15 protein-coding genes are annotated in these 13,393 nt (G+C 71.9%); 5 read left to right on the plus strand and 10 right to left on the minus strand.

All coding sequences use genetic code 11. From position 1 onward, the window contains the following. Window positions 1-45 precede the first annotated feature (45 nt). From purB to AB0H82_RS04565, 3 genes are all read right to left on the minus strand, one after another. Window positions 46-1,488, minus strand: a complete 1,443-nt coding sequence (gene purB / locus AB0H82_RS04555) for an adenylosuccinate lyase (protein ID WP_362988708.1) — start codon at window positions 1,486-1,488, stop codon at window positions 46-48. Between the two features lie 85 nt (window positions 1,489-1,573). Next, window positions 1,574-2,353: an SGNH/GDSL hydrolase family protein gene (locus AB0H82_RS04560; RefSeq protein WP_362988710.1), complete on the minus strand. Its 780-nt coding sequence runs from the start codon at window positions 2,351-2,353 to the stop codon at window positions 1,574-1,576. 43 nt (window positions 2,354-2,396) lie between these two features. Next, on the minus strand, window positions 2,397-2,867 hold the full coding sequence (locus AB0H82_RS04565) for a MarR family winged helix-turn-helix transcriptional regulator (RefSeq protein ID WP_362988712.1): 471 nt from the start codon (window positions 2,865-2,867) through the stop codon (window positions 2,397-2,399). A gap of 107 nt (window positions 2,868-2,974) precedes the next feature. On the opposite strand from AB0H82_RS04565, the gene AB0H82_RS04570 reads away from it, so the two are divergent. From AB0H82_RS04570 to AB0H82_RS04580, 3 genes are all read left to right on the plus strand, one after another. Beyond that, window positions 2,975-3,583, plus strand: coding sequence for a hypothetical protein (locus tag AB0H82_RS04570; protein ID WP_362988840.1), 609 nt, complete (start codon window positions 2,975-2,977; stop codon window positions 3,581-3,583). A gap of 12 nt (window positions 3,584-3,595) precedes the next feature. Then, the gene (locus AB0H82_RS04575) at window positions 3,596-4,162 is read left to right on the plus strand and encodes an NAD(P)H-dependent oxidoreductase (RefSeq protein ID WP_362988714.1); all 567 of its coding nucleotides are present in this window, start codon (window positions 3,596-3,598) and stop codon (window positions 4,160-4,162) included. Between the two features lie 112 nt (window positions 4,163-4,274). Then, entirely contained in the window at window positions 4,275-4,529 is a 255-nt protein-coding gene (locus AB0H82_RS04580) for a holin (RefSeq protein WP_362988716.1), read from the plus strand. 50 nt (window positions 4,530-4,579) lie between these two features. Here AB0H82_RS04580 and AB0H82_RS04585 read toward each other — a convergent pair whose 3' ends face one another. The 5 genes from AB0H82_RS04585 to AB0H82_RS04605 all read right to left on the minus strand — a co-directional run bounded on the left by AB0H82_RS04585 (window position 4,580) and on the right by AB0H82_RS04605 (window position 11,093). Next, entirely contained in the window at window positions 4,580-5,593 is a 1,014-nt protein-coding gene (locus AB0H82_RS04585; RefSeq protein ID WP_362988718.1) for a hemolysin family protein, read from the minus strand. After that, on the minus strand, window positions 5,590-6,960 hold the full coding sequence (locus tag AB0H82_RS04590) for a hemolysin family protein (protein ID WP_362988720.1): 1,371 nt from the start codon (window positions 6,958-6,960) through the stop codon (window positions 5,590-5,592). The genes AB0H82_RS04585 and AB0H82_RS04590 overlap by 4 nt, the downstream gene beginning before the upstream one ends. 159 nt (window positions 6,961-7,119) lie before the next feature. Further along, window positions 7,120-7,578 (minus strand): GNAT family N-acetyltransferase, encoded by a 459-nt coding sequence (locus tag AB0H82_RS04595; protein WP_362988722.1) that lies wholly within the window; start codon window positions 7,576-7,578, stop codon window positions 7,120-7,122. A gap of 88 nt (window positions 7,579-7,666) precedes the next feature. After that, window positions 7,667-10,231 (minus strand): FtsX-like permease family protein, encoded by a 2,565-nt coding sequence (locus AB0H82_RS04600; RefSeq protein ID WP_362988724.1) that lies wholly within the window; start codon window positions 10,229-10,231, stop codon window positions 7,667-7,669. A 13-nt stretch (window positions 10,232-10,244) separates the two neighbouring features. Beyond that, a complete protein-coding gene (locus tag AB0H82_RS04605) occupies window positions 10,245-11,093 on the minus strand; it encodes an ABC transporter ATP-binding protein (protein WP_362988726.1) in 849 nt (282 codons plus the stop codon). A gap of 163 nt (window positions 11,094-11,256) precedes the next feature. On the opposite strand from AB0H82_RS04605, the gene AB0H82_RS04610 reads away from it, so the two are divergent. Together AB0H82_RS04610 and AB0H82_RS04615 are read left to right on the plus strand one after the other, a co-directional pair. Beyond that, window positions 11,257-11,505 (plus strand): antitoxin, encoded by a 249-nt coding sequence (locus AB0H82_RS04610; RefSeq protein WP_362988728.1) that lies wholly within the window; start codon window positions 11,257-11,259, stop codon window positions 11,503-11,505. 4 nt (window positions 11,506-11,509) lie between these two features. Next, window positions 11,510-11,881, plus strand: coding sequence for a fic family toxin-antitoxin system, toxin component (locus AB0H82_RS04615; RefSeq protein WP_362988730.1), 372 nt, complete (start codon window positions 11,510-11,512; stop codon window positions 11,879-11,881). 20 nt (window positions 11,882-11,901) lie between these two features. Here AB0H82_RS04615 and AB0H82_RS04620 read toward each other — a convergent pair whose 3' ends face one another. Both AB0H82_RS04620 and bioD read right to left on the minus strand, forming a co-directional pair. Continuing rightward, window positions 11,902-12,573, minus strand: a complete 672-nt coding sequence (locus AB0H82_RS04620) for a class I SAM-dependent methyltransferase (RefSeq protein ID WP_362988732.1) — start codon at window positions 12,571-12,573, stop codon at window positions 11,902-11,904. Window positions 12,574-12,664: 91 nt separating this feature from the next. Further along, window positions 12,665-13,393, minus strand: a complete 729-nt coding sequence (gene bioD, locus AB0H82_RS04625) for a dethiobiotin synthase (RefSeq protein WP_362988734.1) — start codon at window positions 13,391-13,393, stop codon at window positions 12,665-12,667.

Consider the following 13,393-nt stretch of genomic DNA (forward strand, 5'->3'; position numbering starts at 1 on the left):
CCCGTCCACCGAACCGCGTGGACGGGCCGCTGTGCCGGGTCGGAGCTACAGGATGGCGCCCGGCGTGTACGCCGCGGCCTCGGGGTGCTTCTTGAGCAGCTCCTCGATCCGCGCGACGACCGTGGCGACCTGGTCGCTCGCGGCGCCGGTGAAGGACAGCTTGTCGGCCATCAGCTCGTCCAACTGCCCGCGGTCCAGCGGGATCCGGGTGTCCGCGGCGAGCTTGTCGAGCAGTTCGTTGCGCTCGGCGCCCTGCTCGCGCATGGCGAGCGCGGAGGCGACGGCGTTCTCCTTGATGGCCTCGTGGGCCTCCTCGCGGCCGACGCCCGCGCGCACCGAGGCCATCAGGACCTTGGTGGTGGCGAGGAAGGGGAGGTAGCGGTCCAGCTCGCGCGCCACGACCGCCGGGAAGGCGCCGAACTCGTCGAGCACGGTGAGGAAGGTCTCCAGGAGACCGTCGAGCGCGAAGAACGCGTCGGGCAGGGCGACCCGTCGTACGACGGAGCAGGAGACGTCGCCCTCGTTCCACTGGTCGCCCGCCAGCTCGCCGGTCATCGAGGCGTAGCCGCGCAGGATGACGGTGAGGCCGTTGACGCGCTCGCAGGAGCGGGTGTTCATCTTGTGCGGCATCGCGGACGAGCCGACCTGGCCCGGCTTGAAGCCCTCGGTCACCAGCTCGTGGCCCGCCATCAGGCGGATCGTCTTGGCGATGGAGGAGGGCGCGGCGGCGACCTGCACGAGCGCGGTCACGACGTCGTAGTCGAGGGAGCGCGGGTAGACCTGGCCGACGGAGGTGAAGGCCGACTCGAAGCCCAGGTGCGTGGCGATGCGCCGCTCCAGGTCGGCGAGCTTCCCGGCGTCGCCGCCGAGCAGGTCGAGCATGTCCTGGGCGGTGCCGACCGGGCCCTTGATGCCGCGCAGCGGATAGCGGTCGACCAGCTCGTCCAGGCGGCGGTACGCCACGAGGAGCTCGTCGGCGCCGGTCGCGAAGCGCTTGCCCAGCGTCGTCGCCTGCGCGGCGACGTTGTGGGAACGGCCGGCCATGACCAGCTCCGCGTACTCACCCGCGAGCCTGCCGAGCCGGGCGAGGACCGCGACGGTACGGGAGCGGATGAGCTCCAGGGAGAGCCGGATCTGCAGCTGCTCCACGTTCTCGGTGAGGTCGCGCGAGGTCATGCCCTTGTGGACGTGCTCGTGCCCGGCGAGGGCGTTGAACTCCTCGATGCGGGCCTTCACGTCGTGGCGCGTGACCTTCTCGCGCTCGGCGATCGAGGCCAGGTCGACCTGGTCGAGCACGCGCTCGTAGTCGGCGATGGCGGCGTCGGGAACCTCGATCCCGAGGTCCTTCTGCGCGCGCAGCACGGCGAGCCAGAGCTGACGCTCCAGCTTCACCTTCTGCTCGGGCGACCAGAGGGTGGCGAGCTCGGCGGAGGCATAACGTCCGGCGAGGACGTTCGGGATACGGGGCTTTGCAGGCGCAGCAGTCACGTGTACGGATTCTACTGGGCATTCATGCAGGCCAGCGCCACGCCCCCGTTCGTCGGAAGCTACGAGAGCGGGGGTCGGGTGGCCGCTAGGGGAGCGGGCCGTCGTACGGGAGCAGGTCGGGGCGCTTGGGTGCGCGGCCGTCGCCGGAGGAGCGGCCGGTGAGGCGGCGCCCTATCCACGGGCCGAGGTGCTGCCTGGCGAACCGGGCGTCGGCGATGCGGCGCACCGCCCAGCCCGGCGGCACGGCGGCGGGCAGCGGGGTCTGCCAGTCGTCCTCGGGGTCGTAGCCGAGCGCCTGCCACACGGCCTCGGCGACCCTGCGGTGCCCCTCGGCCGTGAGGTGCAGCCGGTCCACGTCCCACATCCGCTGGTCGCCGAGGGCGGCGGCACCGTACAGGTCCACGACCACTGCGCCGTGCCGGCCGGCCAGGTCGTCGACGTGCGCGAAGAGCTCCTCCATGCGCGGGCGGAACCGCTCCATCACCGGGCCGTTGCGGCCCGGGCTGCGCATCAGGACGAGCTGCTTGCAGGCGGGCGCGAGGCGTTCCACGGCCTCTTCGAGCAGATCACGGACGCGGCGCATGTCGCACTTGGGGCGCAGGGTGTCGTTGAGCCCGCCCACCAGGGTGACCACGTCGGCCTGCATCGCGGCCGCGACGTCGACCTGCTCCTCGACGATCTGCCCGATGAGCTTGCCCCGCACCGCGAGGTTCGCGTAGCGGAAGCCGGGACTGCGCGCCGCCATCCGCCCGGCCAGGAGGTCGGCCCACCCGCGGTAGCTCCCGTCGGGCAACAGATCCGACATGCCCTCGGTGAAGGAGTCGCCCACCGCGACGAGACTGGTGTAGTTGACATTCATCTGCATGGCGAAAGCGATGGTATCCCGCCGGGGCGGGCGGTCGCAGGTGTCACCCGGGGCCAGGTCCGGTGAGCCGGGCCACCACCGTTTCTCCGACGTCGGTGAACGCCTCGATCTGTTCGGGAGTCAACAGATCCATGAAGTGCCGGCGCACGGACTCCACATGCAGCGGGGCGGCGGCTTCGATCGTGCGCAGCCCCTCCTCCGTGAGTACGACCACCGCGCCCCGGCCGTCCGTCGCACACTCCTCGCGCACCACGAGGCCGCGCTGTTGCATGCGGGCGAGGTGGTGGGAGAGGCGGCTGCGGGACCAGAGCATGCGGTCCGCGAGTTCGCTGACGCGGCGGCGGTGGTCGGGGCTGGCGCCCAGGTTGGACAGGACGTCGTAGTCGGGTTCGGAGAGTCCGCTCTGCCGGTTGAGGTCGCGGGACAGCTCCGCGTTGAGCAGCAGGAACATGCGGCGGTACGCCTGCCATGCGCGCTGTTCGCGGTCAGTCAGCCAGCGGGGTTCCTGAGTCACGCGACCACCGTATCGGAGAGGTGGTTGACATGTCACTCACCTCGCCCCTGCCGCTATAAGTGACACGTCAACCATTAACGGTGGGGCGGCATGGACACGTCTGGGGGATGCCGGTGGCGGCACGGTTGCTGACGCTGCTGACCGGGCTCGTCCTGTTCGGCGTCAGCATCGCGCTCATGGTCACCGCGGATCTCGGCCTGCCCTCGTGGGACGCCCTGCATCAGGGAGGGGCGCGTACCACGGGGCTCCCCTTCGGCTGGGTGGTGAACATCGTGGGCGCGCTGGTGCTCCTCGCGTGGATCCCGCTGAGGGTCCGCCCCGGCATCGGCACGCTCGGCAACGTACTCGTCGTCGGCCTCGCCACCGAGGCCGCGCTCGCTCTCCTGCCCTCCCCGGAAACTCTCGTCGTACGAATACCGCTGCTGTTCGCGGGCATCGTGCTGAACGCCCTGGCCACCGGCCTCTACATCGGAGCGGGCTTCGGCCCAGGACCTCGCGACGGACTGATGACCGGTCTTGCGCGGCGGGGCATCTCGGTCCGCTCCGCACGCACCGCCACCGAGGTCTGTGTGCTGGCCCTCGGCTGGCTGCTCGGCGGCACGGTCGGGTTCGGCACGCTGCTGTTCGCCGCGACGATCGGCCCCCTGGCCCAGCTCGCCATCCGCCGCTTCTCAGCCCCGGCCGTCACGCCCAAGGGTGACGCCACCACCACGTAAAGGATCGGCACGATGCCTCGTCTGCACGTCGTCTCGGCCAGTACCCGCCCCACCTCCGCGGGCCGCCCGCTGGCCGCCTGGGTCGCGGAACTCGCCGCCGCCCGCGAGGAGTTCGACACCACCTTGATCGACCTCGGCGAGGTCGGCCTGCCGTTCTTCGACGAGCCCGAGCACCCGTCGGAAGGCCGCTACATCCACCGGCACACAAAGGAGTGGAGCGCGACCGTCGCGGCCGCCGACTGCTTCGTCTTCGTCATGCCGATGTACAACGGCGGATTCACCGCGCCCCTGAAGAACGCCGTCGACTACTTGCAGAAGGAGTGGCAGGGCAAGCCGGTGGGCCTGATCAGCTACAGCGCGGGCAGCTCGGGCGGAGCCCCCGCCGTCGAGATGATCCAGCCGGTGCTGCGCCGGGTGGGGCTGCGTCCCGCGCGGCGGAGCCTGTCCATCTCCGGCATCGAGGACCGCTTGGCCGGCCGGTACGGAAGCTTCGTGGCCACGGCGGAGCTGGCCGCGCAGGCAGCCGCCGTGCTCGACGAGGTGGCGCTGCTGGCCGCCGCGGAGCCGACCGCGGTCTGAGGGCCCCACAGGCGCCACAGCCTCCGCTTCCCGGGGCGTCCCGCCCCTGGGCAGTGTGGTGGCACGGCGGTATGCCATAGGCGAGCCGTCGTCACGAGAGAGCGAGCCAGCCATGTGGACCGGAGCCTTCTGGAAGGCCACCGCGGAACGCGCGATCCGCACGTTCGCGCAGGCGCTGGCCGCCGTACTGGTCGCCGGGGCGACCAGCCTGCTGGACGTGGCGTGGGGCGCGGCCTTCGCGACGGCGGGGCTCGCCGCGGTTCTCGCCGTACTCACGGCGCTCGGGGCCGCGGAGGCCGGGGCGGCGGGGCCCGGCATCACCGAGCAGCCGACCGCGTCGGCGGGCGCGGGCGAACCGGTCGGCTGAGCGGCGCGGCGGAGGGCGGACAGGCCCTCCACCGCGCCGCTCAGCACCGCTCAGACGGGCTGGCCGAAGAGCTCCTGCAGCACGTCCTCCATCGTGACCATGCCGGCGAGCCTGCCGTCCGAGCCGAGCACCGCCGCCACGTGCGTGCGGCTGCCGCGCATGGCGGTCAGGACGTCGTCCAGCGGCGTGGTCTCGCGCACCTGGGCGATCTTGCGCATGTCCGGCACCCGGAACGGCAGATCCCGGGGCGCCCGGTCCAGGGCGTCCTTGACGTGCAGGTAGCCGACGATGCGGCGGCCGTCGTCGACCACGGGGAAGCGGGAGAACCCGGACTCGGCCGAGAGCTGCTCCAGCTGTTCCGGAGTGACGCCCACGCGTGCGTAGACCACGTCCTCCAGCGGCAGGACCACGTCCCTGACCGGGCGGCGGCCCAGTTCGAGCGCGTCGTGCAGCCGTTCCTGCGCACGGTTGTCGATCAGACCCGCGTCTCCGGAGTCCTTGACCATGCGGGCGAGGTCGTCGTCGGAGAAGCTCGCCGACACCTCGTCCTTGGCCTCGACGTGGAGCAGCTTCAGCAGACCGTTGGCGAACGCGTTGATCGCGAAGATCACCGGGCGCAGCGCCCGCGCGATCGCCACCAGGGGCGGCCCGAGGAGCAGCGCCGAGCGCACGGGCTCGGCGAGCGCGATGTTCTTCGGGATCATCTCGCCGAGCAGCATGTGCAGGTAGGTCGCGAGGGCCAGCGCGATGACGAACGAGATCGGGTGGACCAGGCCGTGCGGCACGCCCACCGCGTCGAACACCGGCTCAAGCAGATGCGCGATGGCCGGCTCCGCGACGATGCCGAGGACGAGGGTGCACAGCGTGATGCCGAGCTGCGCCGCGGCGAGCAGCGCCGACACGTGCTGCAGACCCCACATGACGCTCTTGGCGCGCTTGTTCCCGTCCTCCGCGTGCGGCTCGATCTGGCTGCGGCGTACGGAGATGAGGGCGAACTCGGCGCCCACGAAGAAGGCGTTGACGACGAGCGTCGCCAGACCGATCAGCAACTGGACGGCGGTCATCGGGCGTCCTCCTCGTGGTCGGCGCGGGCCGTGCGGGCGTCGTGGGCGTCGGGATCGCCGGGCAGCGGCGGCGCGTGCAGCAGCACGCGGGCGGCGCGCCGCCCCGTGGCGTCGACGACGGCCAGCCGCCAGCCGCCCACCTCGACGTCGTCACCGACGGCGGGGATGCGGCCGAGCCGCGTGGCGACGAGGCCGGCGAGCGTCTCGTACGGCCCGTCGGGCACCCGGAGGCCGACCCGCGCGAGCTGGTCGGTGCGGGCGGCGCCGTCGGCGGAGTACAGCGTCCTGCCGTCGTCGTCGGTGCCCTCCAGGGAGATGTCGGACGTCTCGTGCGGGTCGTGCTCGTCCCGCACCTCGCCGACGACCTCCTCGACGATGTCCTCCAGGGTGGCCACCCCCGCGGTCCCGCCGTACTCGTCGATGACCACGGCCATCGTGCGCTTGCCCGAGAGCCGGTCGAGGAGCCGGTCGACGGTCAGCGTCTCCGGGACGAGCAGCGGCTCGCGCAGCAGTTCGGAGACGGGGACGCGCTGCCTGCGCTCGGCCGGTATGGCGAGCACGTCCTTGATGTGGGCGACGCCGACGACCGTGTCGAGGTTCCCGCGGTACACGGGAAAGCGGGAGAGGCCGGTGGCGCGCGTCGCGTTGGCCACGTCCTCGCAGGTGGCGTGCACATCGAGGGCCATGACCTGGACGCGCGGCGTCATCACGTTCTCCGCGGTGAGGTCGGCGAGGTTCAGCGTGCGCACGAACAGCTCGGCGGTGTCCGCCTCCAGGGCGCCCTCCCTGGCGGAGTGGCGGGCCAGGGCCACCAGCTCCTTGGGGCCGCGCGCGGAGGCGAGCTCCTCGGTGGGCTCCATGCCGAAGCGGCGTACGGAACGGTTGGCGGTGTTGTTCAGATGCGCGATGAACGGCCGGAACACGGCGCTGAACAGCCGCTGGGGCGTCGCCACCCGCTTGGCGACCGCGAGCGGCGAGGAGATCGCCCAGTTCTTCGGGACCAGCTCGCCGACGACCATGAGGAAGACCGTCGAGAGGGCCGTTCCGAGGACCAGGGCGATGGAGGAGGCCGCCGATGCGGGGACGCCGAGGTCGCGGAGCGGGCCCGAGATCAGCTTGGCGATGGACGGCTCGGAGAGCATGCCGACCACCAGGTTGGTGACGGTGATGCCGAGCTGGGCGCCCGAGAGCTGGAAGGTGAGGTTCTTGACGGCTTTGAGGGCGCCGGCCGCGCCGCGCTCGCCGCGTTCGACGGCGCGTTCGAGCTCGCTGCGCTCGACCGTCGTGAGGGAGAACTCCGCCGCGACGAAGACGCCGCACGCCAGGCTGAGCAGCACCGCCACGAGGAGCAGGAGCACTTCGGTCATCGGGTCACCTCCGTCCCATGATCGGACAGGAGCGGGAGGAGTGCGCGATGTCGGGTACTAGGAGGCTCGCCCATGGGCGGACGCTCACACCTTTCAGTCGATACGAGTGATACGTACAGGGTAAAGGACCGGCAAAGCCGTTCGGGCCCCGGCCGGGGTCTACTCCTCGTACCCGGCAGGGAGCGGCTTCACCCAGCGGCTCCACTGCGGCTCGGGAGCGTATCCCGCCGCGCGCCAGGTGTGGTGGGCGAGATCGTTGCGGTCCAGGACCATCGCGTCGCCGCGCCGCCCGCCGAGCCGCACGAACCGCTCCTCCGCGGCCGCGAGCAGCGCCGAGCCCACGCCGCGGCGGCGGTGCTCCGGGTGCACGGCGAGGCGGTACAGGTGGCAGCGCCAGCCGTCGAAGCCCGCGATGACCGTGCCCGCGAGCTCGCCGCCACGCTCCGCGAGGATCAGCGCCTCGGGGTCCCGGGCGACGAGCCGCTCCACTCCGGAGCGGTCGTCGCTGATGCTCGTGCCCTCGGCGGCCGTCTTCCAGAAGGCGAGCACCGCGTCGAGGTCCCTGGTCGTCGCGGTCCGTATGCGAAGGTCGTTGTCCCATACATGAAGGTCGCTCATGCCGGCATCTCACCACCGGCCGGTGCCCCGGCGCGCGGATATTTCAGGATGCGGACGCCGAAGGCGCGGAGCCGGACGGAGGAGCCCATCACTCGTGCGCGATGGCCGCCAGCACGTTCATGCGCGATGCCCGCAGCGCGGGCAGGAGCGCCGCCGCGAGCCCGACGACCACTGAGCCGATCACCACCGCCACGATCGTCGTCCAGGGGAACGCCAGCTCCTTCATGCCCTGCAGCGCGAGGACCTGCTGCACGGCGACGCCCCAGACCATGCCCAGGGCGAGGCCGAGCAGCGCCCCGAACACCGCGATCACCACCGACTCCAGGCGGATCATGCGCCGCAGCTGACGCCGCCCGAGACCGATGGCGCGCAGCAGACCGATCTCCCTGGTGCGCTCCACGACCGACAGGGCCAGGGTGTTGACCACGCCGAGGACCGCGATGACGATCGCCAGGCCGAGGAGGGCGTAGACGAGGTAGAGCATCACGGCGATCTGCTGCCGGATCAGCTCCTTGTAGTCCGCCTGGTCGCGCACCTGTACCTGCGGATACGGGTCGAGGGTCTTCTCCAGGCGCTCGCGCAGGGTGTCCGCGTCCGTGCCCGGCGCCGCGTTGACGTACAGCGCGGAGTCCTGGCCGCCCGGCACGTACTTCTCGACCGTGCCGAACCCGAGGAAGAGCCCGCCCTCGATGCCGAAGCCCTCGGCCGAGTCCTGGTCGGTGAGCGCGCCGACCGTCAGCTTCGTCTCGCGCCCGCCGGGGAACGTCGCGGGCAGCGCGTCCCCGAGCCGCACCTCGTGCTTCTCCGCGAAGTCCTTGTCCATGCCGATCCGGCCGGCCGCCAGGGCCTCCCGCGAACTGCCCTGCGCGTACGTGACCTTGGCGACGTCGTCGAGCCGCGGGTCGTAGCCGGCGGCAGTCGACTCGACGCTCCTGCCGTCGGGCAGCGCCAGTTCGATGGGCGCGAAGCGCTGGCGTACGACCAGACCGGCGCCCTCGGTGTCCTTGACCTTCCCGGTGATCTCCGGCGAGAACGGCATGAAGTTGCTGTTCTGCACGACGAAGTCCGCGCCGAGCGTCTTGTCGATCTGCCGGTCGAACGACTTCGTCATCGACGCGCTGGCCACCGAGAGGCCGCCGACCAGCGCGAGCCCCACCATCAGCGCGGCCGCCGTGGCGCCCGTGCGGCGCGGGTTGCGCAGCGCGTTGCGCTGGCTCATCCGGCCGACCGAGCCGAAGACCGCCGGGAACGCGCCGCCGAGGACCCGGATCACCGGGCGTACCAGCAGAGGCCCCGCGACGACCGTGGCGACCAGCGTCAGGACGATGCCGAGCCCCAGCAGCGACGCCGCCGACGAGGTCTTCTCCGCGGTCGCGCAACCGGCCAGCGCGGCGGCACCGGCCGCCCCCACGACGGCACCGACGACGGCCCGCACCTTCAACGGCCGCCCCACACCGGCTATCTCGGCGTCGGCGAGCGCCGCCATCGGCGACACCTGCGCGGCCCGCCGGGCCGGGAGGTACGCCGCGACGAACGTGACGCCGACCCCGACGACGTACGAGACGACGGGCGTCGCCCACCCGAGGACCATCTCCGTGGACTTCAGGTTCATCCCGAACAGGCCCATCAGCTCGATCAGGCCGAGGGCCAGCCCTATGCCCGCGGCGAGCCCCAGCGTCGAGCCGACCAGCCCGAGCAGCAGCGCCTCGAAGAGCACGGAGCGGCGCACCTGCCTGCGGTCGGCGCCGAGGGCGCGCAGCAGGCCCAGTTCGCGGGTGCGCTGCGCGATGAGCATCGAGAAGGTGTTGACGATCAGGAAGATGCCCACGAGCACGGCGACCCCGGCGAAGCCGAGCATCACGTACTTGATGACGTCGAGGAACCCGCCGAGCTCGGACGCCGCCGACTCGGCCTGCTCGTCGGCGGTCTCCAGTTCGTAGCCGGAGCCCAGCTCGGCGGCGATCCGGCGCTTCAGCGTCGGATCGGAGACGCCGTCCGCGGCCGTCACGGCGATGCTCGTCGCCACCTCCTGCGAGCCGAGGAGCTCGCGCTGGGCGGTCGGCGTGTCGAGGAAGACGAGAGCGGCGCCCGGGTTCGTGGTGGTGAACGTGGCGATGCCGACGATCTTCACCTTGAACGAGCCGGGGCGTGCCAGGACGGTGAGGGTGTCCCCGATCTCCACGTCCTTCTTGTCGGCCGTGTCCGCGTCGATCATCGCCTGGCCGTCGCCGCGCGGGGCATGGCCCGAGGTGAGCTCCACGGGGCTGCGGTCGGTGGGGTACCAGTTGGTGGCGATGGTGGGCGCGCCGGTCGTCGAGCCCACGGATTCGTTGTCGCGGTCGACGACCGTGACGTTCTCGACGGACACGTCGACGTGCGTGTCCTTCACCCCTTCGACCCCGGCCACCCGCTCCTTGAGCTTCGCGGGCACCGTCGGCGTCTGCCCGGACGGCACGGCCTCGTCCAGGTCCTCCTTCGGCCCGACCGTCACATCGGCCGAAGTGGAGGCGAAGAGGCGGTCGAAGGTGCGCGTGACCGTGTCCGAGAAGATCAGACTGCCCGCCACGAACGCCACCGAGAGGACGACGGCCAGCGCGGAGAGCGCCAGCCGTCCCTTGTGCGCCAGGAAGCTTCTGAGTGTCGCCTTCAGCACCTCGGCCCCCGGCTCAGCTCTGGTCGGACGGTTTGTCGATGGACACGGAAGCTCCTGGTGCCGCCGTGGGCATGCCCGGTGCCACCGCGTGCAGGGCGTCGAACCGTTTCATGCGTTCGAGCACCGCCTCCGCCGTCGGCCGCTCCATGTCGTCCACGATCCGGCCGTCGCCGAGGAAGAGCACCAGGTCGGAGTGGGCGGCCGCGCCGGGGTCGTGGGTCACCATCACGACGGTCTGGCCGAGCTGGTCCACCGCCTCGCGCAGGAAGCCGAGGACTTCGAGCCCGGCCCGCGAGTCGAGGTTGCCCGTCGGCTCGTCGGCGAAGATCAGCTCGGGTTTGGCGGCCAGCGCCCGCGCGCACGCCACCCGCTGCTGCTGCCCGCCGGACAGCTGCGCGGGGCGGTGCTTGAGCCGGTCCCGCAGCCCCAGCGTGTCGATGACGTGCTCCAGCCAGTCGTGGTCCGGCCGCTGTCCGGCGATGTCCATCGGCAGCGTGATGTTCTCCAGGGCGTTGAGCGTCGGGATGAGGTTGAAGGACTGGAACATGAAGCCGACGCGGTCGCGCCGCAGCCGGGTCAGCTCCCGCTCCTTGAGGCCCGTGATCTCGGTGTCGCCGAGCCACACCTGGCCCGCCGAGACGCTGTCGAGCCCGGCGAGGCAGTGCATCAGAGTGGACTTCCCCGAACCGGAGGGCCCCATGACGGCCGTGAACCGCTCGCGCTTGATGTCCACGTCGACCGAGTCGAGGGCGAGCACGGTCGTCTCACCCGAGCCGTACGCCTTGGTCAGGCCGCGGGCGCGCGCGGCGATACCGGCGGGGCCCGGGCGACCCGCGGACGGTGTCGAAGCAGGTGCGGACAAGGCGGCCTCCTGGGTTGTGGCCGTTCCAACTCCCGTAACCCCGCCGAGAGTAGTGGGGCCGCCCGGGTGTCCGGTATCCCTCCGAGGTCGGGCCCCGAAACGCATGTAGGGGGCAAGTCATGACGGCCTTGTGGTGCTAGCACCCCGGCGCTAGCTTGACGGTATGGCGAAGACACAGCTGAACGTGCGGGTGGACGAGGACACCGCCCGGGCCGCGCGGGAGCGCGCCCTGGCCCGCGGCATGAGCGTCAACCGGTACATCGAAGAGCTCGTCAAACAGGACGCCGGGGAAATCGGACACACCTTCGTCGAGGCCGCCGCCGACTTCATGAAGCAGTACGAATCGGTGTTCGCCGAGGAGTTCGGCGTCGAGCGCGAGGGCAGCCGCCCAGTGCGTGAAGGTCGCTGCTGAGCCGTTGGACCTCAGAATCGACCTCGCCTGGCTCCTGATGGTCGCCGAACACAAGACGCCCGGAGACCCGCAGGTCACCGACTGGGGCGCGCTCGTCGCCGCCGTCAGCAGACACGAGGCGGAGATATTCGGCGTGCCCGTCTACGAAACCCCGCACGACCGCGCGGCGGCGCTCCTCCAGGTCCTGCTCCACATCCCCGCACTCGAACGCTCCAACGCCCTCTTCGCCTCCTCCGTCGCCTACGCCTACCTCGTCTCCAGCGGTCTGAAGGTCGTCACCTCCCCCGAGCAGGTGCGCGAGCTGGCCCGCCTGGTGAAGGAGGGCGGCGCGAGCGTGCACGCCATAGCGGACCAGCTGCGCCAGTGGAGCCTGTAAGCCGGTAAGCCTGTGGATCTTCACGTGGCGTCGGGGCGGACCGCCGTCCCCAGCACGCAGAACGACGTCGGCAGGCGCGGCCCCTTCGCCGGCACCAGGAACCGCCGGTGCGCGCCCAGCTCGAACCCGGCGCCGCGCAAGGCCGCCAGCGGATCCCGCGCGACGTGACACCCGCCGAACAGCGGCGGCCACACCGTCCGGTCCAGGACGCGCTGGGTGACCGACATCAGCGTTCCCGGCGCCCAGCCGTGCTCGAAGAACCGCAGCTCACCGCCGGGCCGCAGCACCCGCCGCAGCTCACCGAGCGCCCGCCGCACGTCCCGCACACTGCACAGCACGAGCGAGACGACCGCCGCGTCGAACGCCTCGCTCTTGACGGGCAGCGCCTCCGCGGCACCGGGCACCACATCCACCGGCACGTCCGCGCGCAGCGCCGCCGACACCGCGAGCCGCCGCAGCAGACGCTCCGGTTCGATCGCCACGACCTCGGAGACCGCACCCGGGTAGTACGCGAAGTTGAGCCCATTGCCCGCGCCGACCTCGATGACCCGCCCGGACAGACCGGCAAGCAGCTCCCGCCGGTGAGCCCCGACGGTGGGCTCGGCCGCCACGCTGCACCGAGCGTAGAAACGGGCGAAAACGGGATGGTGCACGGCTTCCCGGGACACGGACTTGGCGGAGCGCGGCGACATGGGACCTCCTCGGCGAAGCGAGCGGATACCGCCATGGTGCCCCGAGGGCGGGACGGGCGACCCCAAGGGGACGCCGCGCCCCGCCTCGATGTCACCCGGTACCCAGCCCCTCACGCTCCGCGAACACCGCTCCGTCCCACGTGCCGCCCAGCTGCGGGCCCAGCCAACTCCCCGCTTCCGCGCGGAAGGTGGGGGCGTGCAACGAACCGGCGCCCTCCGGGACCGCGCCGAGGAGCGGGGTGCCCGCGTCCTTCGGCAGGTCCGCGAGGTTGCAGCGGGACGCCAGGTCGGGGTCGGCCGGCCAGCTGCCGATCACAGGACCCAGCTGGCGTACACCGCGCGCCCGCAGCGCTTCCGCCGCCAGCGCCGTGGAGTTGAGCGTGCCGAGGCCCGCCGTGACGACCAGCAGGACCGGCGCGTCCAGGAGCCGGGCCGCGTCCGCCAAGGTGCCGCCCTCGTCGTCGAGGCGCACCAGCAGCCCGCCCGCCCCCTCGACGAGGACCAGGTCGTGCTCGGTCGCGAGCTTCGCCGCCGCGTCGGCCACGTCCTGCGGGTGGACCTGCGCGAGACCGGCCCGCCGCGCCGCGACGTCGGGCGCCAACGGCTCGGGGTAGCGGGCGAGTTCGAGCGTGGTGACGCCGTCCCCCGCGAGCCGCGTCACCTCCTGCGCGTCGCCGGGGCCACCGGGCGCCACCCCGGTCTGCGCCGGCTTGAGCACGGCGACGCTGCGCCCGGCCGCCAGGGCCACCGCGGCCACGGCGGCGGTCGTCACCGTCTTCCCGATCTCCGTGCCCGTACCGGACACCACGATCACCGTCAC

Origin of the sequence: Streptomyces sp. NPDC050732, assembly GCF_040654255.1 — a bacterium.
GTDB lineage: Bacteria > Actinomycetota > Actinomycetes > Streptomycetales > Streptomycetaceae > Streptomyces.